Genomic DNA, 24,996 nt, shown 5'->3' with positions numbered 1-24,996 from the left:
TCAGCATAACAGTGGGACCTCAAGTGTGCGGGGAAGCATACCTGGCTTGAGCGCGCAAGTCTCCGGTCGGCCCTGTCGGCAGCCAGTTAGCCGCCAAAAGAAAACTTTTTGAACAGCGTGAGGTGACCTTGCTACTCCAACTGCATTAATAACTCTCCGTTCTTAACCTGCTGCCCTTCCTGGACGGTTATGTTGCCCACTTTACCGCTTACCGGAGCCGCAATCCGCGTCTCCATCTTCATGGCCTCAATTATAATCAAGCTTTGGCCGGCCTCAACACTATCGCCTGCCTTGACCAGTATTTGGACAACTGTTCCCGGGATGCTGGCCCCAATATCCTTTTTGTTGTTGGGATCAGCCATTAATGTCGAACCAATTTCAACATCAAAAGTTTTATGATATTGCTTATCCAGGATGGTAATTTCTCTTTGATTGCCGTTAACCTCAAAGTATATCTTCCGGTAGCCTTCTTTATTGACTTTACCGATGTTGACCAGCTTGATGATAAATGTCTTGCCTTCCTCAAGTTCAACTTCGCAGACTTCACCCTGGCTTATCCCGTCGAAAAATACTGAGCTGTTCATTCTGCTTAGATCACCATACGATTTCTTGAATTCCAAATATTCTTCAAAAACTTTGGGATAAAGGGCATAGCTCAAAATATCCTGCCTGATGGCTGGCAGGTTATATTCTTCCTGGAGATAATTCTTAATGGCCTCAAAATCGGCCGGTTTTAATAATTCGCCCGGGCGGGTACTAATAGGCTGCTTATCCTTCAAAACCACTTTCTGCAATGCCTCCGGGAAACCACCCACCGGCTGGCCCATCATACCCTCAAAATAGGCTATGGTGGAATCAGGAAAGGCCATGCCCTTTCCTTTCTCAATAATATTTTGGGGAGTCAGATCATTCCTGACCATAAATATAGCCAGGTCCCCGACCAGTTTTGATGAGGGGGTGACTTTTACAATATCCCCCAGCATTTCATTAACTGCTTTATACATTTCTTTGACTTCTTTAAATTTATGCCCCAGTCCGAAACTTTCCACCTGCGGTTTTAAATTGGAATATTGACCGCCCGGAATCTCATATTTATAGACCTCCGCCGTTCCTGATTTAAGATCTGATTCAAATTGGCTGTATATAGGCCTTATGTCATCCCAATAGTCGGCAATTTCCTGAATCTCATCCAAGTTTATCCCGGTGGCCCGGCTGGTATTTTCCAGGGCTGCCACCACCGAGTTTAAAGCCGGTTGACTGGTTATACCGGCCATGCTGCTGAATGCGGTGTCAACAATATCCACCCCGGCTTCAGCTGCCATAAGCAGAGTAGCAACGCCATTCCCGCTGGTATCATGGGTATGCAGATGAATGGGAATCGCTATCTCATCCTTTAAGGCTTTAATTAACCGTACGGCGGCGTAAGGTTTCAAAAGTCCTGCCATGTCCTTGATGCCCAGAATATGGGCCCCCATTTTCTCAATCTCTTTAGCAGTTTGTACATAATAAGCCAGGGAATATTTGTCTTTGCGGTCATCCAGGATATCACCTGTGTAACAGATGCAGGCCTCGGCAATCTTGTTGCTCTTTAAGGTCTCGTCGATAGCTACCTCCATACCCTTTAACCAATTTAAGGAATCAAATATTCTGAATACATCAATCCCGGCCTGGGCGGACTCTTTAATGAATTCCCGGACCACATTGTCGGGATAGTTGGTATAGCCTACCGCATTGGCACCCCGGAGCAACATTTGAAACATAATATTAGGAATTCTCTGACGAAGTTCGGCTAATCTTTCCCAGGGAGACTCATGCAGGAAACGGTAAGCTACATCAAAGGTAGCTCCGCCCCACATCTCCAAAGAAAACAGGTCCTTGCCCAAATAGGCGGTCGCTTCGGCAATGCGCAGCATGTCAACAGTCCTGATCCTGGTGGCCGTTAATGATTGATGAGCATCGCGCATGGTGGTATCGGTCAGCAGCAGTTTATTTTGGGATTGGATCCATTTAACAACTCCCTCGGGACCTTTTTTATCTAAAATTTGTTTGGTGCCGTTAAGTTTATAATTGCCATTAATTTTAGGAACTCTGGGTATATCGTAATCTCTTTTCACGCCTTTGCTTTCATTGACAACTTTTTCGCCAATAAAGTTTAGAATTTTGGCTTCATGGTCCTCCCGGGGAGTTATATCAAAAAGTTCCGGGGACGCATCAATGAAGCCCGTATCACACTCACCATTTTTAAAACGGGGATGAGAAAGAACATTAAGTAAAAACGCTTCATTGGTCTTAACCCCGTTGATAAGCGTTTCACGAATGGCTCGTTGAGATTTATTTATCGCGTCTTCGAAAGTCCTGGACCAAGAAGTGATTTTAACCAATAAGCTGTCATAGTAAGGACTTATTACTGAACCAGTATATCCATTGCCGCCGTCAAGCCTTATGCCAAATCCGGCCCCGGTTCGGTAGACATCAATTTTACCAGTATCAGGTGCAAAACTGTTGCTGGGATCTTCAGTGGTAACTCGGCATTGTATCGCATACCCTCTGGTTTGGATGGCACTTTGCCGCGGGATGCCCACTTCCTTGGAATTCAGCTTATAACCCTGAGCAATAAGGATTTGGCTTTGTACGATATCAATGCCTGTTACAATCTCTGTTACGGTATGTTCAACCTGAATGCGCGGGTTCATCTCAATAAAGTAGTGATTGCCCTGTTTATCGAGCAGAAACTCGACGGTACCGGCGTTTCTATAATTTACCGACCGGGCAATTTTCAGAGCATCAGCACATATTGCCTTTCTCTGTTCAGCCGAAATCTTAAATGCGGGAGCAAATTCGATTACTTTTTGATGTCTTCTTTGAATGGAGCAGTCCCTTTCATATAAATAAACAATATTGCCATAATTGTCGCCCAGGACTTGAACCTCTATGTGCTTGGGACTTTCCAGGTATTTTTCAATAAAGATGTCATCTATTCCGAAGGCTTTTTGGGCTTCATTTTTAGCACTGTGGAATTCCTGGAGCAGGTCGGTTTCATTTCTAACAATTCTCATACCCCGTCCTCCGCCGCCGGCAGAAGCTTTAAGCATGATGGGGTAGCCGCATTTTTGGGCAAATTTAATCGCCTCTTGATCTGATTTAATAGCTTTTTCAACCCCGGGAATAGTGGGCACCCCTATGCTCTGGGCAATAAGCTTGGACTTGATCTTATCCCCCAATTTATCCATCATTTCCGGAGTCGGCCCAATAAACTCAATCCCTGACTCAATGCATTTTTGGGCAAACTCAGGGTTTTCAGCCAAAAAGCCATAACCAGGGTGGATTGCATCCACCGCCTTTTTAATGGCCAGGCTGATTATTTCCTCGATACTCAGATAAGCCTCCACCGGGCCTTTATTATTGCCAATCAGGTATGACTCATCCGATTTAGTCCGGAACAAAGCCAGTTTATCTTCTTTGGAGTAAACTGAAACCGTTCTGATACCCAATTCCTGACAGGCCCTGATAATACGGATTGCAATTTCGCCTCGGTTTGCAATTAAAACCTTTCTAAAAGATTTCATAATCAGCATCCCTCATCTTCTCTCTCATATCTCATTAATTATACTCCATCAAAATCCCTAAATCTCCCCCCATTAGTGTCTTTCCACCAAGCAATGAGCGTAAAGGGCACCAGTAAACCACTAAAAAGCCACATAAGTATTGGTGTAAAATCAAGTAATGGATTTCCTTCTACAGGCATATACGCTTCTTTGGGTAATTGGTATACAGGATCAATACCTGAAGAAAACAGGCTGGCGAATAAAATTAGGATGGTGATACTCGTACAAATTCCAACCCAAGGAGCAACGGCAGACAACCCACAGCTTTTACTTTTTCCCCTTTTGAATAAACGTAATATCTTTATGATTATCCAGTAAATCAGCGAACTTATTATAATTAACATTATGATTATTGCAGCTAATGCCGTAAAACTTGCTTCAGTATATGTCCCATTAATAAATCTATAGGGTTTAGCAATACGGGCAGGCGAGTCTAATGTCGGAGGCTGCCGGTAGGTGCTATTTTTCATATTCAAGGGAGTAGCAGCCGAAATCAGTAAAGCCAAGCAGGCCGGCTGGATTGTAGAAATCGCCAAACCGGCTCAGGAAGCAGCCGGCAAAGAAGTAGCCCCGCCTCCCGAGAAGGTAGTTGATTCACAGATACCTGGTATTGACATCCTGGAGTTGGAAGATGCCGTTAAGGTCCTCTGGAAAGAGCAGATATTTACCAGCAGCGGTATGAGCTGCACCGGTCCGGTTATCCTGGTAGCCGGTGAAGACCGCGATAAAGCTCTGGAGATTTTAAAAAGCAACGGCTATCTATAAGTGGGGACAGGCCCTAAGTTATTTTATTAAGCTATTAAACCAAGGCCATCAGGGTACTCTTGTGTTAGGTATTCTGATGGCCCAACTATATTAATGGTATTTGTCATGTTAAATTTCTGTTTGGGAACATAATTCTTTATGTAGTTTGCAATCGATTAGATCATTAGTGGAATAGTCTCCTTTATCAGCTAACGCTGGAACATATTTTTCACACATTCTGCTAGCTGAATCGGGGTTTAATTTATTTCCTGCTACATCTTACTATTCAAGCCCCTACTAACTCAGTGGGGACCTTGGCCATAGGGGGTTAGTTCGGAAAGAAAAACTAAACCTCCGTACTCTGGCAAAGGTCCTGGGAGTCTATATCTCGGTTATAGATTTCTTTTATCAGTTTTTTTATGGCCTTTTTTTCAATACGGGATACATAGGAACGGGAAATACCCAGTTTTTTAGCAATATCCCTCTGAGTCTCCTTTAACCCATTAAAAAGGCCATAGCGCATTTCTATCACCTGTCGTTCACGCCGTGAAAGTAAATTAATCTTCTCCTTTATTTTTTCCTCCTGCATTTTAGCCTCCACCAGATCCACTATTTCATTGTCATTGGTGAGAATATCAATCAGGGATATTTCATTCCCTTCCTTGTCATGGCCAATGGGGTCGTAAAGAGAAACTTCCTGTTTTTGTTTCTTGCTGCTGCGCAGATGCATCAAGACTTCGTTATCAATACAACGAGCGGCATAGGTAGCCAGTCTTACCCCCCGTTCAAAATTATAGGTCCTAATAGCTTTGATCAGACCAATGGTGCCAATGGAGATTAAGTCCTCCAGATCTTCTCCGCTGCTTTCATATTTTTTCACTACATGGGCCACCAGGCGGAGGTTATGTTCAATCAAAATGTTCCGTGCTTCTTCCCCTCCCCTTTGCATTTCCTGCAAGCACTTGCGCTCGTCCTCTTCGGAAAGCGGTTGGGGGAAAACCTGGTTATTGAGATAGGCAAACAGGCACAAACTGCCTTTGAGGATTCCGGTAATAGCCAGAGCCCACAACAGGAAGGACAAATTACCACCTCCAAATTCTGCGCTCTATACTATATGAAGTTGCCAAACAAAATGTGCCTTAATCTGACATGAAAATTCTGGGGAGGGGAGAGAGTGTGGGATCCTGGGAGCTACCGTTTTAAAGCCTATTGTTTCTTTTGAAATCATATTTTTCTTATCCTACTATCTTAACCGCATTATCCCTAACCTGGTTAACTGCCTCTACAATCTGCTTTTGTTTTGATCCATCAAAAAGCTTAATAAAACTCTTAGGTTTATCAAAAGGTGGCTTCATTAGCGTGGATACATTCTCGATATAGCCGTTTTGCATGATATAATCGATAACTTTTTTTACAAAAACAATTTGTCCCTGGCTTAGTGACTGATCATTGATAAACTCAGAAAATGCTGCACAGGCTGCTTCATATTCCATCTTTGCAATTTTACGTACCAGTAGGCCGAAAGGCGTATCCTGGTATTCCCGCTCATAATCTTCTGGTGTACCCAGTTCCCCAGTGAAGATATGCTCCAAGCTATTATAATCGAAAGCAGTCAAGGGAATATTGTTCCGGAGCTTATAAATAGCAATATGATCGCGGTTTTCTTCAATATAACGGTTTACCTTTAGTTTATAGTCTTCAAATGTATAGGCGGGGTCTAACCCCTCTCCTTCTTTAACCTCAAGAACAATATCGTTCAGGTTAGTATATATTGGGCTAACTCCGCCTTCATCAACAATAAACTTAATAAGGCTACGCAGTTCAATACGTGCCTTCTCAAAATCTAATATATCAGAATTTTGCCAGAAATCATCTGTACCAACATTATTGATAAGCTCTATTTTCTCTTTAATCTGCGGAATAGTAATACGCTGTGAAAGGCTGCTGCAGACGTTGATCAGCTGCTTCTTGCCTTTATTGAAATGTGGTGCTCCCTCGATTTGAGCAATCATCAGGCCATACATAAAGTTGTCAAATCGTTTGGCAAACTCATCCATATCATCCATGTATACAAGTGGAGCCAGGTGAACAATTAAGTCATGTTTGTCTAAGTCAGAAAGAAATACGAAAGCATCCTTATTTTTATATTTCTCAATGTACTGTAACTGCAGTTTTACCGATATAAGTTCTGTATTCAGTGTGTTTATCTGCTGTACGACAGTATCTATAAGATTTGTACGAATGGCCTGATAAGGTTCCTCCATAAAAGCCGATTGCTGGAGATGATGAATTAAGCGAACCCGTTTAGCAAAGATCGCTTCCGAAATGCTCTGGGTTTCGTTGCCTTTCACGCCGTCTTTGTTGGTACGGAAAAATTCGAAGTTTCCGAGGTAATCAAAGATTAGGAAGTGGGTTTTATCCTGTCCATCCCCGAATAGATTTTTGCATAGCCTGGTACCCCGGCCAATCATCTGCCAGAATTTTATTTTAGAGCGGATACGTTTAAAGAAGACTAAATTAACCAGCTCTGGAACATCTATACCTGTATCCAGCATATCCACCGATACAGCAATATGGGGCTCTTTTTCGGCAATTTTGAAATCATCGATAATTGTTTGTACATAATTGTCATCACAAACCACACGCTTGGCGAAACTGCCGTGATATTGCGGATATAGTTTATTAAAACGCTCAACGATATACTCCGCATGTTTTTTGTTTTGTGCAAATATAATGGTTTTTCCCAGCCTGTCACCGCCAGCAACCTTAATTCCTTTGGTCATTAAATCTTCCAACACCATATCTACTGTACATTGGTTAAAGATGAACTCATTAACCGCAGGGGAAGGAATAAAATCAGGCATCTCACCATCTTCATCTGTGAAATCTTCTTCATAGCGTGCCTTATCTTCCTCGGATAGTTCGTCGTAAGTTATGCCCTCTTCCAGGAACCTGGTTCTAACCTCAATATTGTGGTAAGGCACTAAGACATGATCTTTATCTACAGCAGTTTCATAGGCATAAGCATAGGTCGGCACACCGCTTTCCATCTCAAAAAAGTCATAGGTGTTGCGGTCCACTTCTTGCTTGGGTGTAGCTGTTAAACCAATCAGCATACTGTCAAAATACTCAAAGATAGCACGATATTTTTTAAAGATACTGCGGTGGGCTTCATCTACTATAATTAAATCAAAATGGGCAGGGGTAAACAGCCGCTGCCCATTTTCGTTCTTGGCTGAATCAATTGCATTTAGCATAGTAGGGTAGGTTGAAAATACTATGCGGGCTGTTTTGTCCTCCTTATTGATTAATAGATTACATAGGGACATATCCGGCAAATTAGTTTTAAAATCATTCTTAGCCTGCCTGACCAAGGCAGTACGATCAGCTAAAAATAAGGTATTAGTTATATATCCACCCCGGGATAAGACATCGGTTAGACTGGAAGCGGTTCTAGTTTTCCCCGTACCGGTCGCCATGACAAGCAATGATTTGCGATGACCTGTTTCAATGTTTTCACATACTGCCCGGATGGCTTCTTTTTGGTAGTAACGATCAGTTATTTTATCGTCTATCGGTATTTCATCCAAAGGTTTACGTTCATTCCTTCGGTTCATCAGCTTTTCAAGATCGGCTTTGGAGAAGACTCCACTCACCTTACGCTGCGGAGAAGTTAAATCATCCCACAAGTACGTTTCAAAGCCATTGGTGGTAAACATCATGGGTCTTCTGCCGGTCATCTTTTCCAGGCAGTCAGCATATAATTTGGCCTGCTGGGTACCAATCTTCGGGTCCTTTGAAGTGCGTTTCGCTTCAATTACGGCAAGGGGCAGTCCATCTTTGCCATACAGTACATAATCGGCATAGCCTTTTCCTTCCGGATTTGGCATACCGTAAAGCTCCACTTCTTCCTGCACATCATCACCAAATACCCAACCCAGGAGCTTTAAGTCCACATCAATATACTTCTTACGGGTAAGAAGTTCCGAAATATCCAATGGAGTAAAATGGCGTTCTTCCTTATGGTGTTCTTTATCAGCGGTAAGCTGTGGGCTCATCGCCTCAATCTTGGCACGTAGGGCTTCTATTTCAGTATCTTTTTGATCAATCAAGCTATCTATTTCTTTGAGTTTGGTTACATCAAGGATTACCTGTTCTGCCGGAATTTTTGCTTCATCAAAGCTGCGTTCTACATAATTAAACCCGTAGCAGTAATCAATCCATTGTATAAATTCAAACAAGAAAGAAAGAGATAGGACGGCATCACTGCGACTGATGGCTTTTTCCGTATGTACGGCAAGGTTGCCCAGCTTAATAATATAGAGCAGCTTGCTCCATGTCTGGTTATCAAGAACGAATCTAAAAGAGGGTTCGTGAATCAATGACTGCAAATTATCCCTGTAAGGCATAGTAATAGTATTATCGGCAGAATACACCCACTTTACAGCAAGTTCGCAGGCTTTCCGGCTCCCCATAGCTGCCATTGCTGGAGAGGTAGCCAACACACGCTCCGCTTCAATACAAGCAGTAGCAAACAGGGTATATTCGGCTTGCCCCTTTAGGAAATCAAAGTTTGCAGACAAATAAATCACCTATCCTTACAAATTCAGCGAACTTGGAAGTATTGCTAAATTCAGAACTGCGATTTACTGGCAAAGATGCTTAATCAATGAAAACTACTTTCCCATCTGAAGTTGCACAAAACCATATCGGTGTCTTTTTGATTTTTGGTACAGCAGGAAACTCCAGCTGAGTTCCCTATAACTTATCAACTATCATGTTCCATGCCTGAAGCGGTATCATCAGGAAACAACTCCTATATTTTAATCCTAATCAAAATATCCACTCATTAAGCTGTCAAAGAGGTACTGAGTTTCATTGATGGCTTTTTGCACCAGGGCTTTTTGCTCTTCGGTTTTAGTGACGATTTCGGCAAATTGTGTCTGTAGATTGAGAGGCGGTACACAAATCTTAAATGTACCATATTGTTGAGCATTTATATTAGGCTGTGCTACGGTTTTCATGTTAGACTCGATAAATCCCTTATAATAGTCAGTTTTTGTGAAGTAGTAAATATAATCAGGCAATACCAAGGCTTTTTTGGGTACCAACCGAATTAAATATCCTGCGTAAATACACCGTCCAAAACTTCTTCTGTATCTTAGTGTTTTTCCAACAGTTGCGCCACTTCTTGCAAAGAGAATATCTCCATCATTCAAATTGTATTTAGCAGAAGTTTCGCTTGGTGAAACGATATCATCATTGAGAGAACCATTATCATTTATATCAGTTATTCTTATATATCTTGTAATACCATCGTATTCGATAGCGGAAGCACCCGAACCATATGATAGTTTTTGTTCCGCAATCTCAGCAATAGTTTTAATCTCCCACCCTTTTTCATTCGTCACTGGATCACCAAACATATCGTAAAAGGTGGTTTTTATCAAGTTGTCCAGCTCTGCAAGCTGCTGTTTGAGTATGGCAAGCAATTCTGAGACGGTGTCCAAGGTTTTGGCAATTTGCTTTTGGGTTTCAAGAGGACGGTACTTTATTTCTGTTTCCTTAACAAATCTTTCCAATTTCAGGTTTAAAATACCTGTTGTTGATGTCACTGCCAAATAGGCGTGTTTTCCTTAAGCTCAACCTTATGGTAAAATTTTTCAGTACATTGATAATAGATTTTACTTGAAAAATGAGCTTTTTGGGACCAAATTAACCCATACTAAGAACCATAATTGTCATTTTCACCCTTTTAATTTGGATTTGGGCACAATAACCCCTTTGTTTTTATCTTTGGTTTTTTGATCTGTTTGGTTAAAGCCCTAAATATCTGTTTGAAATTATGACCAATTACCTTAAAACCTATTTGTAAGGTACATTTGATTTTACCGCGCACTCTTAATCTTTTTGCACCCTGGCATCCTTTGATGGCCGAATTTGTTCCCTCAATCGCAGCGCGTTTGCTGATGTTTTCGTGTTTTATGTGAGGATCGTTTACTGTTTCCCGTACTTGAGATGCCAGTATGGATTTCTTGGATATCCTTACTACCATATCTCTCTTCTGTTCCTTTAGAGGACAATTGCACCGATGAGGACAGTTATTACAGACTTCTTTAGGAAAATGACTAGTAGTTATCTTGGTTTTGCTATTGTACTTGCTGCTGCTGGGAATTTGGCCTCCCGGACACTGTACCATTTCCATATCTTTGTTAAAGACAAAGTGATGAGCTGGTAGCTGTCCTTCGGGGGCTGTTTTGCCAGTCATATCAGTGTAATGGAGCTGGATTTCTATACCTTTGGAGTTGGCTTTATTTATCACATTCTCTCCGTAGTAACCGCCATCAGCGTAAATATCGCTGGCATTGGTATTATCTTTGATAATATCCATACGGTCCTGAAATATTTCTACATCGCTCTTGTTATTGGGTTCGACTGTGTAATCAACTATAATCTGAACATCATTTTCGCTATTACAGGTTTCGGTGAATGTGGCTGTATAACCCGATTCTTTTTTCCCGGCCTTATCCCGGTAAGTAGCATCTGTATCATACGCTGATTGTAGTGAATCGGAACTGACTTCTTTGCTTGCTTTGGCTTTGAATCGCCCGCTGTTTTCATCGCAATTAGCCTGTTCATTGAGGAAGCGCAGCAGGATTTTCACCTTTTCTAAATCAGCGATAGTTTTATGGTTTTGGGATAGGACATATATTTCACTCATTAAATCCAGTACAGCCTGTAATCTACTGTCTAACTGGCTATTCTTGGTCTGGTATAATAATTTGTTCTTGAAGGAATCTTCCAGTACTTTGTTTAGATTCTCGCTGCGATAAGCGACGGGTATGGCTCTTACTGCTTGTGCCAGTACATCATGAGCCAGGGAAAGACGACCGGCTTTCTTGATATTGGGACTAATTAAAGTGGAATCTATGCGTAGTTCATCAGTTTTAAGCCCGACTAAACCAAGGAAATTCCGGGTAAGTATTTCAAACTGTTGAAAAGCCAGAGCCTCCTTTTCGGGATATTCTTTGGAATAACGAACCACTCTCTCTCGAAAGTTGTACAAGGTCCGTTCTCCCAAGTATATTTCACCGATATTTTCTATTCCCAGAGCATATTGTACCTGGTAATTAAAATAGTACTGATCTAGCAGTTCCTGGTCAGTGTAATCAAACAAGTGTTTAATAATCTCCAGGCCTACTAGTATATTGATAGGAAAGTTGGGCCTTCCCCATTCCAAACTATAGAGCGGAGCAAATAGTTCTTCTCTAATAAGGCAGAAGACCTGTTCATAAAATACCATTGACCAGGAATTTTTAAGCCGTTTAGCTACAACGGAGTTGAACCGCTGGAAATCGCTAAATACTTTTCCTTGAAGATGATCATTATTTGGCTTAAACAATTTGAAAAACCTCCGAATTTCTGGTTTATCGTTGTGTTTCTTCTATTTTCTCTATAATACTTCGCTATTCGGTAAGGTTTTTCCTGCTTGCTGATACGACTTTTTTGACTTTTTGCAGTGACATCGTTGTTTTATTTTGAAATTTTCTGGTTTTGCCCTCCTTATAGTCTGAAAACAAATGGTAAAATACATATTTATAAAAATATATTTTTTGGTCCTTAATTCTTAATACAGAAGTAAAATTATTAAATAAATACTTACCATCTTCACCCTCAAACACTACTACCCTACCAACAGGCTGTGCTGGGCTACCACCTGATTTTTCTATAATAATATCGCCTTTTTGTAAATATTTATTTTTGATTTTATCAGTGTTTATTACCCTTGTGACAACATTGGAATAATCAATAACACCAATATTAGTAAAATTTGTTGTACGTAATACCGGAACTCCTCCGCCTAGCTTGTCTTCACTACCCCACTCACCCGATATAGGTTTTTCAATAATTTCATATAGTTTACTCACCTATAAGCCCCCTCAGTTCTTCCATCTTGGCAGCAATATCAAGGTTCAGCTTATCCAGGCGATCCATAATCACCGCTGGGGCATCATATACCACTTTTTCATACACAATCTCTTTATAACGGTTGATAGATAAATCATAATCATTGGCTACAATAGCTGACTTTTCCACAAAAAAGCTCTGCTCGGTAGGCTTACGGTCAGCTTCCCCCTCCGGATTATGAAAACGGGCAATAATATCCGGAATATCATTATCTTCAATGGGAGTTCGTTTATCGTCCAAGGAATAACCATCTGCTCTCATATCATAGAACCAAACCTTATCAGTTCCACCTGCGCCTGTTTTAGTAAATACCAGGATTGCTGTACTAACCCCTGCATACGGTTTAAACACACCACTGGGCATGGATATAACTGTCTGTAGTTGATGGTTTTCGACCAATTCTTTGCGCAGGGCTTTGTGAGCCCTGGTAGTACCAAACAAAACCCCATCAGGTACAATACACGAGCAGCGTCCACCCTTGCGCAGCATCCGTAAAAAGAGCGCCACAAATAAAAGCTCTGTTTTTTTGCTACTGCAGACTGCTTTTAGATTATCATTAATACTTTCCGTATCAATTGTTCCGGTAAAGGGTGGGTTAGCCAGAATAATATCATAAGCAGAAGAGATACTGTTCTGTTTGGAAACGCTATCTACATATTCTATACGGGGCTGGGTAATAGAGTGCAGCATCAAGTTCATAGCAGATATACGCAACATGGTCCGGTCGGTATCAAACCCCGTAAACATCGCGCCTCCAAAATGCTCCCATTGTTCAGGAGTCATTTCAGTCTCATACTTTTCCCTGATATACTCCGCAATAGAAACCAGAAATCCCGCTGTTCCACAGGCAGGGTCACATACTTTATTATCTGGGGCAGGATCAAGCAATCGCACCATCATATCACGAATCTGCTTCGGAGTCCTAAACTGACCATTTTGGCCTGCTGTAGACAGCTTGCCCAGCATATATTCGTAAACATCACCCTGCATATCCAAATCTTTTATATCATGTTCATAGAGTTCATCCAGGCCAGTAATTATTTTTTGCAGTACCTGTGGAGTAGGAATTAAAAACATTGCATCCTGCATATAACGTGAAAAAGCAGAAGTGTTTTTTCCGTTCATGGCTTTAATAAAAGGAAATACTTTTGAACCGACAATATCGTAGATCGCGCGGGAATCTTTAGTTTTAAACTTACTCCAGCGCATATCCTGTCCCGCTTTATCCTGCGGAAAAATTTTGGGCATCTCTTCCCCGCTTAATGCCTCAACGCTTTCCATTTCCAATTCCTTTTCATCCAGTGAACGAATAAACATTAAATATGTAAGTTGCTCTATAACAGTTAATGGGTTGGTGATACCTCCAGCCCACATATCTGTCCATATTTTATCGATCTTGTTGCGAATTTCTCCTGTTATCATCTGTGTTCTCCCTGTCCTTAATTTAAATAACTTGATTATTCTTTTATAAACACCATTTAATTCCATCATCTTATTATAATAACCTTATATCAAATAATTAATGATTTATCTGATATACATGCTGTCTACTCTACCACGGCGCTATCTTAAGCAAATATTAGTTTGCGCAATGAACTGTATGGGCTTTCCCATGCCCGGCTCAAGTCAGAGCTATGGTTAAATAAATTTCCTACCGAGTTCGGCAAAAAGGAACCAAGTTTTAAAAACATAGGGATTGGTGTTCGTTATTTATTCCTTAGAAAGTTTTTTCCCGAAACCGTCAGTGTAGCTTCTGTAATTAGTCCCGTACTAAGACCTCCGCGATGAATATAGCCGTCTTTTTCGAGGATTTCGTAAACTTTGAGTACATATTCATCACTTTTTATAATTTTATCAGCCACCTCGCTATAGTGTATATCCTTACCGCCCAGTTTTCCGATTTGGATAAGAACTTGTATTCTGTCCATTTATCTGCTCTCCCTTTTTTCAACATTATACAGCAAAAAGAGGGGTTTTCCTTGCAACCAAAAACGTCCCCGAACGCGGGATGTAGCATAACAATGGACAGATTCAGACTTAAGCTGTTTAAGTATTTCAAGGACATCGTGCTTATATAGTTGCCATGTCAAATTAATCCCCTCATCCCTTACTGTGTAGTTTTAACAGACCGTGCAGTACTAAATATGGATAATGGGAAGTTGGTGATTCCTAAACCCCTTTACCCTATTTCATGTAGTAGCTCATAGTTCCTTAGGATGGAAATTATAATAAAAAAATTCATATTTTACATTACAATCAACCTTGTATAATTTTTATCAGTACCTGAAAAACAAATGCTAAATTGCATTTTAAAATGACGGAACAAAACCGTCCCCCTGAATGCCCTTAAATTTTTACTAGCTAAAGAATTGCTCCAGATACTTTTATCTGAACTCCTTATCTAGAATAGTACTGCCAAACCACATAGTATTTCCATTTTTAACAGAGCTAAAGAAATCGATTGCAAGCTTGCGTTTTAAATTCTCGTGCTGCCTTTGGTTATAATAATTGCACAAGCAGCTATAACAAGCAGTATCAGCTTCATTTCCACCACATTCACAATTGTTAACAATGTCTGCTCCACACTCCAACATTTTTACAAAAGTGGATACACTATGTAGTTGCCGTACATATCCCGCTCCACCGGGTGTGTTATCGAATAGTATGAATCCAAAGTTTCCGCGATCACCAAATGCTTCGTTACGATACCAATGCAAACAACCGGAAAGTTCATTTCGATCAATACATAGATGACGGCTCAATCCCTCTAACAAAGAATATAAAATTGTCCAAGCTGCATTTAATTCCATTATGTTCTCTGAAATAAACTTCAGCAAAACAACATCGGTTTGGAACTCATGCCCCAGCGAATATGGATACAGTTTATTATTACAAGGATATCCGTCAGGCTTTTGGTGTGGCTTTTCAAAAGCAGAATCATAACACCCATCTTTGACTATACCATATCCACAGGACTTACAAATATAGAAAGCAGAAGTGTTTAAAACTGCTAGCTCGTCCATTTTGCTACTACCAACAACCACTCTTTTACCACAGATATCATAATTATTAAATTCAATATGGTTTTCATCACCTATATATGAAATAGAACCTTTATAAGTTCGTTCGGGTTTATCTGTCCTCGCATCTTTAGGTTCGCCATTCTCTGTAATGAAGCCAAACTTGGGAATGATATACTTTTTTTTGATAATTGGCAGCTCATATCCACATTGCTTGCAATTTTTGAGCGATTCTTCTATCCAAAGTGTTTTGTTTAAAGTATGGCAATGCTCACATACTGAATAATTAAATTCTGGCCATGCATATCCATTAAGGACACGCACATACCTGCTCGTAATCAGTTTACCGTCTGCCACGACTTCCGAATCGGGAGCATACTCGGAAATAGCTGAAAACAAATCCCGATCCAGTCTAAGCGAATCTAATACGCCGCCCTTTCCGGAGCTTTTTAATTCTACAGTATCAACTGGAAAACCATACTTTGGTATGAGATTGTTTCGAGATAAAAACTCAATCATCTGTTGGTTTCTAACAGTATTGATTGAATTGCCGATAGATATGATTTTCCAATTAAGATTTTTTTCTTCTTTGGAGCCTGGTTTTGCTGTTTTTTGTCTTTCCACACAGACATTTCTCGCCTTTTCAAGATCCTGAAGATCTAAATCATATTTTCTACGTGCTATAACAAAAACGCCTGGATTTATTTCGTCAATATTAAAAAGGCGGTTAATCCAACTGAATTCTTCAATGCCAAAATAATCATAAAGATCAACACTAACAACATGTTTAAGATACTGGTGGAGATCTTTAGGATGTGAGTTTAAATAAGCTTTAAATTCTCCGTAACCATCTAGATCGAAGAATTCTCCAACATATTTTTTGTAGAGTTCGGGACACTTTTTCCAAAAAAACGAAAAGGCAGATGCAAAGATATGTCGTAAAACTATTTTTTCATTGCTAACATTAAATGCAGGTGGCTGAATTGTACCTTTAATCATAGAAAGCGGTTGTTTAAAGTAATTTAGATCGTGGGAGTTATTGGGACAATATGTCAATGAGTAAGCAGCAGATTTTAAACTACGACCTGCGCGACCTGCGCGCTGTGCGTAATTTGCTGGAGATGGTGGCATATTCCGCATAAATACTGTTTCTAGAGAACCAACATCCACACCCATCTCAAATGTGGTCGAGCAACTTAATACATTAATCTTTTCATTTTTGAAATCATTTTGATAGGTATATGCTTTTTCACTGCCAAGTTGGGCAGTATGTTCTTTGGCAATAAGGTCATCGATTTTTAAATTACGAAAGACATTGTAATAATGGTCTCTATGAATTGTCTTTTTAAAATCAAAAGTTTGTAAATCCCCAGTACATTTAGGGTTTGGACAAATATTCTGAATATTATATGGAGTTATTGTTTTACATTCATTGCATTTATATAATACCTGTACTGCCTTAACCTTTATTGCAGAAGATGACAGCATAAACTTTTCATCATAGTAAGAAATAATTCCCTTCGTATTTAATGCATACCAAAGAGATTCAAGTAATTTGTAAATAAAAGCAGCATCTTTATCTGGAAATATTTTTTGCAGCAATTTGGTGCGAATATTTTCTCTTCCAGCGGCCGGTACCCATGCTTGAATATAACTTTTTGATGATGAACTTAAATCAAAGCCAATTGTGATTCCATTGAATGTTAATCTTTGATCATCAGCCCTAGTTAAACTAATAGGAAATTTAATGGCTGCGTTTTTTATGAAATAGCGAGCAAAGATCTTAAAAAGATCCGTAGTTTCATGCGCTGAAAGATTAAGTTTATTGTTAGCAGGCATGTCAATATCTACATCGAAGAATAAGATGCCCTTATTCTGCAATGAGTTTTTGGCCTTATAATTTATCGTCTCTTTTGCTACAGCAATCCATGCTTCTTTGTGGCGATTATCTTGCGCATAAATTCTATATTCAGCCATGATAGCTTCCAAATGATCCACAAAATTCTCAAGTGATATTCCACTTGCCATAGCCTGGGCATTGTCCTCACAAACTCTGGTCATCAACCTTTTAACAAGATTATCTCGATAGGTCGTCTCGAGATATGATGCAAAAAAAGCTGCCGCCTGGCGATTATCCGAAAAAGTTAGAAATTGCTTTACAATATGCTCACGCTTTTCAATTATTTTTTTTGAGCTTTCTCCAAAGAAATCATCTTCAAATTTGACAGTCTCTTTTGTAATTTTAGTGTTAGGCAGCTCATTATACAAAGCAGTCGCAATTACAGCAGTTGACGCTTCATTACCTAAAAAATAGGGACGCATGATACTGCGCTGTGTATTAATAGTATGGCAACATGGGCAGGTATGTAATTTTGTACCCTTATCTTTGACTTTAATGAGGCGATTATAATTCTCTTTCCCGTGTCCACAAGTTAAATCATCTATGGATGTAGAACGTTTAATAGCACCACATTTTGCACAGACAATATAGCTTTTCGCTTCTTCGTCCTCATCGTTATCATCTCCCTCATAATCGCCATCCAGCAAATATACCTCTGGGTCATAATCGGCATTGAACTTATTCTTTTGAACTAAATGGCCATCTTCCTTTTGACCAATGATAAATAATGCATTGCAATTATGACAAAAAGAAATCTCGTAGGCTTTGTATCCACAATCATTGCTAAAAGGATCTTCTTTATATGTTTCCATCTTGGTTACGAACAGTTTGTTGCTTGGCTTGAGAGTAATAAATATGCCTTCCAACCCCCGAAGAAACATATGATAGCGAGCTTCAAATATTTTATTTCCTTCAATTTGAGCATTAGAAGCAACAGCAATGAAGTCGGTTACATCTTGCACAGGTAGATTCAATTCAGTTGCCAATTTATTTAATGGCTTTATTCGATTGAGTAATTTAATTCTAACTTTATAATAGAACTCATCATGTAGGATCATTGAAAACAGAGTTCTTTCCAAAGTTTTTTCTTCCGATATATCGGAAAGAATGGCAATATTACGCTTATTGAGATAATAAAGAATCTCTTTTGCAGATATGTTGTTTCGGATTTTTTCTGCCAAGTCACGGTAAATTGAAAAATCAAGGAGATGAACATCAGACACTTTTTGTGGAGCAATTGTATATGCGCGCACAATGGAACTATCATCAAATTTGGCGTTGCACAAGGCCTCTGCAAATTTAATAATTTCAGAGTTTGATTTTTCATCGCCCAAGGTTGCTGAAGTAAGAATGAACTGAATATCGTTTCGAGCAAGCATAGCCTTTACACGCTTAATCAGCGATCCAACCTCAATACCTTTTGCCCCACCATATGTATGCGCTTCGTCAATTATAATAGAGTGCCAGTTAATGGCATTTTGCTCATTAAAGAACACATTGTCACCCGGTCTAAGGAGCAGATATTCTAACATAGCGTAGTTAGTTATAAGAATATTAGGGGGTGTGGTCCGCATTTGTTCACGGGATATCAATTCATTTTTTCCAGGTGCACTTCCTTCACGCTCCATATATTCTTTACGAGCGTCAGAAAACTTTTCTTGTGTTTCGCCTGTAAACTTTCCAAAGGTTATATCTAAATCTCCACATTCATTAAATAGTTCACGCAAACGACGTATCTGGTCATTGACCAAGGCATTCATAGGATAAATAATAAGTGTACGAATACCCTTCCCTAATGTCCCAGCTTCTTTTTCACGTATAAGATGATTGATGACTGGAATTAAAAAACATTCTGTTTTACCGGAACCTGTACCTGTGGTAATAACTAGATTTTTGCCTTCATTAGCTTTTCGAATTGCTTCTGTCTGATGCTTATATAAATTGCGATCCAGATGCATTGCCGTGATCTTCAACAATTCTCTTGAAATGATACGCTTGTCTACTAAATCTCGGAGGGATTCTTCTTTTGCAAAGGAATCATTTAAACTAATAAAAGGGCCATTAGCAATCGTACCATCTACGGCCAACTGTTCTTGCAGTTGGCGATTATAGTTTTCATTATTCGTCTGAAATGTAGTAAGCAAATAATTACGGTAAAAGTCCACTATATTTTTTGAACTTTCTGCTGGTCTAAATATCATTATTACCTATCCCTCCGGATCACTATTTTAAATTCCGTAATATCACTATACAAATCACAAAAACGAGAGTATTCTTTTGAGTAATAAAGCAAATCATCTTCCGAGCTAATGAGGACTCTGGAATTTTTATCATATGACATCGGAACCCAGTCTTGATTGTCATTTACATAAATAAAACAGGACTCCATGCCGATATCAGAAAACTGTATTAATACTTTCTCGAAAACTTTTTTAACACGGCCAACTAAAGTTTTGATCGTCATCGTCCCCGTATATTCATAATCTGAAACACGGTACAAATTGCGAACTGTATATTCATTATTTAGGTTGAGTTTTTCTCCATCTACATAGATTTCTTTAATTATTACTCTACAATTATGTAAATTGGTGTAGTCAATTACTCCAAACTTATATATTATACCCCCTAGAAAAGTCCTTTTTTCGGAGAATCCAAACTCATCGGTTTCAACCATAAATCGTTCCACCTTGTATAATCCAGTTGTCCTAAGGTTAGGCATAGGATTAATACCATTGGTAACAATTTTTTCAAGAACCAATTTGCCAGAATCTTGCTCGAAAAACTTTACAAGCAGTTCAGCATCACCTTGATACGCGGTATTCAAGTAAACAACACCATTCACTTGATGTAATTTAAATTTGTTTACCCAAATAACCTTTTGAACTAAGCATAATGTCATACGTCGATCTAAATTATCTGAATAGCAAAGATTTATATAATAAAATGCTCTGGAACCTTGTGTTATTACATGTACAAATTCGCTTATATCAAACTTAAATAGATTTTTGTCAATCTCTTCTCCATGAATTTTTTTTGTTACATTCTTATTAAGATAAACACTGGTTTTAGTTGCTCCCGGCATAAATATATATAAGTCATTTCGAATATTTGAATACCATACATAATCTGGGCGCTTATAAATCCACTGTCGAGAAAAACCAAACTTAAATACATTTAAAGGTACGATAAGTACAAATTTATGTCCATTGAGTTTTAATGCAAACTCTGCTTGTTCTGTGCCCATCGTTAAATCAACAATATATTTTCCTTTTACAGAAGAAATGCAATTACAAGGTTCTATTTCATATTTTCCAGATAGCATTACCGCAGCGGTTTCGCAGAATGTAAACCGTCTCTTTTCAGTTCGACAGCGCAATTCCTTGATGAGGACATATCGGCAAATGGTTCGTCTATGCTTCCCGGGCTCATCCAAGACAATATTGTATACGCCATCTTCTACTGGGAGTAAATTATCCAAGATCATAGATACACCGATATTATCTGTATCATGTGGAAACTCAATAAATGAACTTGTTCCCTCAGCAAAGATGCGGAAGCGACCATCATTACAATAAAGAAATGCGCCGTTAGCAGCTTGCTTATTTACCTTAAAAGATATTATTGGGTGACGGTAGGTTGCTTGAATTTGGTTGCCGTCCTCATCAAGTAGCCGATATTCTTTAGAAACGCAATCAAATAGGGGTTTCTCTGAAAATTCTCCCGCAATAGAAATTGGTAGATCGTTAATATAGATTACTGTATCATCTAGAATTGTATATGAATACTCATTCCAACGATCAAATAGTAATTGAGCGTAAACTGCTTGCTCACCACTATTAACATGCGACTGCTTATCAGTGAGGATATAGCAATGTCCTTTTCTTAATCTTTGAAGTTCGTACCAATTATCGTTAAAAACCCTATAAGGTTTTGCCGGGATCAAATAGCTCTTAGTAGATCCTGATATAATTTGGATTACGTATTCAGTAAAAATATCATTGATCGGTACATAGCATTTTTCGGAAACGAGCACTCCAAATGCTTTGTATATATCAAGTCGAAACTGTTCTGTATGTTCAGATGAAATAATAGATACAAAAGCTTGTCCGTTAAAATTATGTTCTCTGAATTTTTGCTCCGGAATAATTAGGTACGCAGTGTTTTGGGCTTTATTAATTTCAAAATAAGGCTTATGGTTAAGCACTTCTGCAGATTGCCTAATCCGTTTTTTGTCTTGGATATTAATTTCGGAATTTTTATTTTCCGACCATTGTATAAACGCTTCAGAAAATCGATCCAAGATTGCAGGTTCAATACCATCATAATAGTAGCTATCAATCATTCGTAAATGTTTCTCAATTATCTCGCAAACGGTTATAACAGAACTTTGGGCAATCACACATCTTGTGGCTTTTAGTAGCCTATATGATTTTGAATGCCTATTACCAGATTTCTCAAGCTTAATACTGTCGCCACTTTCGCTAAGTGTTTCTGCCATGTAATCGACCATTTCATAAATGTCGCTTTCCAAATCATCAGGGAGTTGACGGAATAAATTACGATCATAAAATGAAAACAGGAAATCAAAATAGCCACTCAAATAGTTGTTTGGAACAAAACTATGGGCTTTGATGTTCTCTACATACTTATTGCTTGCACCATCTATTCGTTCAAGTTCAAATAAATGATAATGTTTTAAAGTTACTACAAAAATCTGTCCAAGCCAATTTAGCTTATTCTGTGAAAGACTAATGCCCAGCGTTTCTAAAAAACATCCCCAATAATTTCCCTCGGCATATTCACGAATCGCAATTTGCACCATAGCAACCGAGAGATAAATGTCAGCAGAAAAAGTAGTTTGGTTTTGGACGTTAGTAGCTCTTAATCGTATATGTTTTAAAAGGTTTTTGTACTCTTCATCATTAATCGGGATCTGACACAGCAATTTTACACTAGGATTATTAAGATGTTCAGTAATTCTTTTAAACAAATCCATACTGTTAACCCTTTCTACGCAGTTCCTATTTGTTTCCTTAATACAGCCTCTTAAATAATAGGCCCTGTTAGAACATTATGAATTACACAGCTATAGGTATTCGCTATGACTTCAATCGTCCATAATGATTTCTTTAGATGAAAACAAGTACTTACAAAGGATTCTTTGCATATTCCGGTTGGGTACGGTTGGGTAATCTATTACCATTCTGTACTGCAATATACTCTTTGTCACAAGTTACAAAATGGTTATGCAAAAAACAAAAAACGCCCAGCTGGAGTATTTTCCTGAATTGCGGGTTTTGAAAATATCCTAAAACCTTCTGCATTGATAATCGCCATTATGATCAGCTTCTGATTATTAGCCTAATGGGAATATAGATAATCAGAAATTCTTCGATTGTGACGACAACCCAGTCCCCTATGTCATTCTTTGGCACTTCACACAACAAACCAAGGATTTAATGGCTGAAGTTTATATTAGAGCATTCCTCCACTATCCAAATATTGAATCGCAACTGAAATTAATGATAGGCAGCGTTTATAAAAATAATCATAATGCCTATTATCCTCAATATCTGTTTTTGTAGTTTCATGGTGACGAATTCTAAAATTATTGCCAATCGTCGTAAGTTCATGAAATTCTTTTTCAAATAGCTCTTTATAGGGCTCTTTGTTGCTGCCCATATTCCTAATGATTTTATTTATAGATTCCTTCTTATCTAAAGCTGGAGAGTAATATGTTTTCAGTCTTTCAAAAGCATCCCAGAGTTTTTCAACAGCATTTTTGAAGTTACCTTCGTCATAATATTTAGTGGCTTCTTGAAGCAACTCTTTGAGCCCTGCCTCCTGAATCGGAGTAAATATACCGGTTTTTATTGGGATATCGAATGTGCTTGTGATTTTACCGTGACATAATTTCAATGCAATACCATTCAGCTTGAGTATTGCATTAATTTCCATTTCAAAATCGTTGGATCGGTTATATTTCTCGTAAAACTCTATTGCATCCATCACACAATTAGGCGAACTGTAGTAAATAAAATCTTGCAGGCTATTAGTTTCAACGTACTGTTTTTGATCGTTATAGCACCTAGGGGGATAAAACTGCGATATATCATTAAATACTTTATCACTTGTTGAGATATTGTACTGCCAGCCTGTTTCACTTGTTTCTCGGTAGATTTCATTGTATCGTTCTAAAAGTTGATAAATCTGATTTCTCGCACTACGTTTAATGGATAATACTATTTTTTTCTCTTTTATTGCTTTTTCATTCCGTTGGGAGTAAGGAATAAACATCTTGTTTTCTTCTGGTTGGAATATTCTCCAGCCATAGATATCACGATTGGATATTTTTTCTGAAGGATATAGTTCGTAAGCGTCGTTTTGCAACAATTTGTTTATCTCATCAAGAAATTTTTTCCAATATCCTTTTTCAAACCTGACTGTTGGATGAAATATCTCACAGATAAACTTCAAGTACACTTCATCGCTTCCGTCTTTCAGTTGGAAGCGTTCATCCTCAAATACCCAACAAAATGGATAATCATTGTTGTTTACCGTATGCTGCCTGATATCGCTTTCAGCATCTGAAAATCTTGAATCTAAACTCGGCATACTCTTCAAATCATATAATCGCTTGAGAAATTCAAGTTCTTCCATCCGACCGAAATAAAGATAGGTGACTTTTTTTGTTTCAAAATATTCTTCTATTTCAATCCCGTTGTTAAACAAATCGAGAATATCACGTTTTGTTATCTCACTAATTCGATGCACCGATTCAAATGCCCCTCCTTTCATGAGTATCCCAAAGGAAACTAACAAGCGTTATACTACTGCCAACGGCAAGCTTTGCGTGGCGCTCTTCAAGTCCTTTGTATGTAGCACTTTTCCCATGCCCACTACCATAGGGGTTACGCAACGCTGCCAAGTTTGTAGCTATCGCGCGCAAATTTCCCAATATGGCTTTCAATTCAGTTGATGCCGGTGCTGTATCGGGTATGTCCTTGGGCATTAGCTTGAGAAGTTTAACCGTCTCGCCAGTCAACTGCCCAACATCCCAGTTCTTGTCCCATTCTACTGTATTGTCATCAAGAATAGTTTTGCAGCAACTCTCAATCAGTTCCTTAGCTTTCCCGATTGCTTCTGTTGGATTTTCAGACTGCATTTTTAACATTAAATCAATCTGCGCAGAAAGATATGCACTTGAAAATTTCTCCTTCAACTCTACGGCAGTGGACGCGAGAGGATTTTTGTTATATAAGATACGATCCATTATATCTTTGCATCGACTATACGTTTTTGAATATTCATCGTCGTTTTCAATTTGGTATTCATAATGTGCTTCATAATAGTCCAGTAAATCTTTTAACAATTTTATAATGTCATCCTGTGAAGCTTGGTTAATATAAGCCATCAATGATTTGCCCTTTGATAGTTTGTAAGTCTCACACAACGGTACTCCAACGCTTTCTAATGTAAACACGTCAAAGTCATTTGTGGAGAAATCCAGAACGTAACCACCTCTGTTGAATAGCTTCATAAAGATTCCTTTTTCAATTTGAGATAGTCTAGGCATATTTACTTACCTTCTTATTTAATTTTTTTGTAAGTTATCTTCTAATCGATTTACTAACTAAATACAAAATGAGTTTCCTATTAGCTATAATAAGATCGTTACAGACCTTCCCGTTATTAGCTTAATTGGAATAAAAATTGCCTCAGAACAATACAATCGTATAAATTAGGGGCAAACTAATTG

General features: G+C 38.8%; 14 protein-coding genes. 1 reads left to right on the top strand and 13 read right to left on the bottom strand.

The window, feature by feature from the left end; genetic code table 11:
• Positions 1-131: 131 nt before the first annotated feature.
• Together SWOL_RS02630 and SWOL_RS02625 are read right to left on the bottom strand one after the other, a co-directional pair.
• The gene (locus tag SWOL_RS02630; protein WP_011639958.1) at positions 132-3,566 is read right to left on the bottom strand and encodes a pyruvate carboxylase; all 3,435 of its coding nucleotides are present in this window, start codon (positions 3,564-3,566) and stop codon (positions 132-134) included.
• Positions 3,567-3,604: 38 nt separating this feature from the next.
• Positions 3,605-4,075, bottom strand: a complete 471-nt coding sequence (locus SWOL_RS02625) for a hypothetical protein (protein ID WP_207635318.1) — start codon at positions 4,073-4,075, stop codon at positions 3,605-3,607.
• Here SWOL_RS02625 and SWOL_RS02620 point away from each other — a divergent pair.
• Complete coding sequence (locus SWOL_RS02620; protein WP_011639957.1) at positions 4,062-4,370, top strand: hypothetical protein; 309 nt, start codon at positions 4,062-4,064, stop codon at positions 4,368-4,370. The genes SWOL_RS02625 and SWOL_RS02620 overlap by 14 nt on opposite strands.
• A gap of 325 nt (positions 4,371-4,695) precedes the next feature.
• Here the strand turns inward: SWOL_RS02620 and sigK are convergent, their stop codons facing one another.
• The 11 genes from sigK to SWOL_RS02565 form a co-directional block, all read right to left on the bottom strand.
• The gene (gene sigK / locus SWOL_RS02615; protein WP_011639956.1) at positions 4,696-5,430 is read right to left on the bottom strand and encodes an RNA polymerase sporulation sigma factor SigK; all 735 of its coding nucleotides are present in this window, start codon (positions 5,428-5,430) and stop codon (positions 4,696-4,698) included.
• A gap of 154 nt (positions 5,431-5,584) precedes the next feature.
• The gene (locus SWOL_RS02610; protein WP_011639955.1) at positions 5,585-8,932 is read right to left on the bottom strand and encodes a DEAD/DEAH box helicase family protein; all 3,348 of its coding nucleotides are present in this window, start codon (positions 8,930-8,932) and stop codon (positions 5,585-5,587) included.
• Between the two features lie 246 nt (positions 8,933-9,178).
• Positions 9,179-9,964 carry a restriction endonuclease subunit S gene (locus SWOL_RS13460; RefSeq protein ID WP_242649386.1) on the bottom strand — a complete coding sequence of 262 codons (786 nt, stop codon included), beginning with the start codon at positions 9,962-9,964 and terminating at the stop codon, positions 9,179-9,181.
• A gap of 140 nt (positions 9,965-10,104) precedes the next feature.
• Complete coding sequence (locus SWOL_RS02600; protein WP_011639746.1) at positions 10,105-11,751, bottom strand: transposase; 1,647 nt, start codon at positions 11,749-11,751, stop codon at positions 10,105-10,107.
• A 64-nt stretch (positions 11,752-11,815) separates the two neighbouring features.
• Positions 11,816-12,277, bottom strand: coding sequence for a restriction endonuclease subunit S (locus SWOL_RS02595; RefSeq protein WP_011639953.1), 462 nt, complete (start codon positions 12,275-12,277; stop codon positions 11,816-11,818).
• On the bottom strand, positions 12,270-13,739 hold the full coding sequence (locus SWOL_RS02590) for a type I restriction-modification system subunit M (RefSeq protein ID WP_011639952.1): 1,470 nt from the start codon (positions 13,737-13,739) through the stop codon (positions 12,270-12,272). The genes SWOL_RS02595 and SWOL_RS02590 overlap by 8 nt, the downstream gene beginning before the upstream one ends.
• A 284-nt stretch (positions 13,740-14,023) precedes the next feature.
• The gene (locus SWOL_RS02585; protein ID WP_041427301.1) at positions 14,024-14,245 is read right to left on the bottom strand and encodes a hypothetical protein; all 222 of its coding nucleotides are present in this window, start codon (positions 14,243-14,245) and stop codon (positions 14,024-14,026) included.
• Positions 14,246-14,701: 456 nt separating this feature from the next.
• Positions 14,702-19,438: a DEAD/DEAH box helicase gene (locus tag SWOL_RS02580; protein ID WP_011639951.1), complete on the bottom strand. Its 4,737-nt coding sequence runs from the start codon at positions 19,436-19,438 to the stop codon at positions 14,702-14,704.
• A 2-nt stretch (positions 19,439-19,440) separates the two neighbouring features.
• Complete coding sequence (locus SWOL_RS02575) at positions 19,441-22,233, bottom strand: hypothetical protein (protein WP_011639950.1); 2,793 nt, start codon at positions 22,231-22,233, stop codon at positions 19,441-19,443.
• 479 nt (positions 22,234-22,712) lie between these two features.
• Positions 22,713-24,035, bottom strand: a complete 1,323-nt coding sequence (locus tag SWOL_RS02570; RefSeq protein WP_242649352.1) for an AbiJ-related protein — start codon at positions 24,033-24,035, stop codon at positions 22,713-22,715.
• Positions 24,016-24,813, bottom strand: coding sequence for an abortive infection family protein (locus tag SWOL_RS02565; RefSeq protein ID WP_041427298.1), 798 nt, complete (start codon positions 24,811-24,813; stop codon positions 24,016-24,018). The genes SWOL_RS02570 and SWOL_RS02565 overlap by 20 nt, the downstream gene beginning before the upstream one ends.
• Positions 24,814-24,996 lie beyond the last annotated feature (183 nt).

Source organism: Syntrophomonas wolfei subsp. wolfei str. Goettingen G311, from assembly GCF_000014725.1.
Taxonomy (GTDB): Bacteria; Bacillota; Syntrophomonadia; order Syntrophomonadales; family Syntrophomonadaceae; genus Syntrophomonas; species Syntrophomonas wolfei.
This window is presented reverse-complemented; position numbering and strand designations above follow the sequence as displayed.

Bases quoted from the DNA above. Each gene is read 5' to 3' on its own strand.
- SWOL_RS02630 (WP_011639958.1), bottom strand. From the start codon at position 3,566: ATGAAATCTTTTAGAAAGGTTTTAATTGCAAACCGAGGCGAAATTGCA.
- SWOL_RS02625 (WP_207635318.1), bottom strand. From the start codon at position 4,075: ATGAAAAATAGCACCTACCGGCAGCCTCCGACATTAGACTCGCCTGCC.
- SWOL_RS02590 (WP_011639952.1), bottom strand. From the start codon at position 13,739: ATGATAACAGGAGAAATTCGCAACAAGATCGATAAAATATGGACAGAT.
- SWOL_RS02585 (WP_041427301.1), bottom strand. From the start codon at position 14,245: ATGGACAGAATACAAGTTCTTATCCAAATCGGAAAACTGGGCGGTAAG.
- SWOL_RS02580 (WP_011639951.1), bottom strand. From the start codon at position 19,438: ATGATATTTAGACCAGCAGAAAGTTCAAAAAATATAGTGGACTTTTAC.
- SWOL_RS02575 (WP_011639950.1), bottom strand. From the start codon at position 22,233: ATGGATTTGTTTAAAAGAATTACTGAACATCTTAATAATCCTAGTGTA.
- SWOL_RS02570 (WP_242649352.1), bottom strand. From the start codon at position 24,035: ATGAAAGGAGGGGCATTTGAATCGGTGCATCGAATTAGTGAGATAACA.
- SWOL_RS02565 (WP_041427298.1), bottom strand. From the start codon at position 24,813: ATGCCTAGACTATCTCAAATTGAAAAAGGAATCTTTATGAAGCTATTC.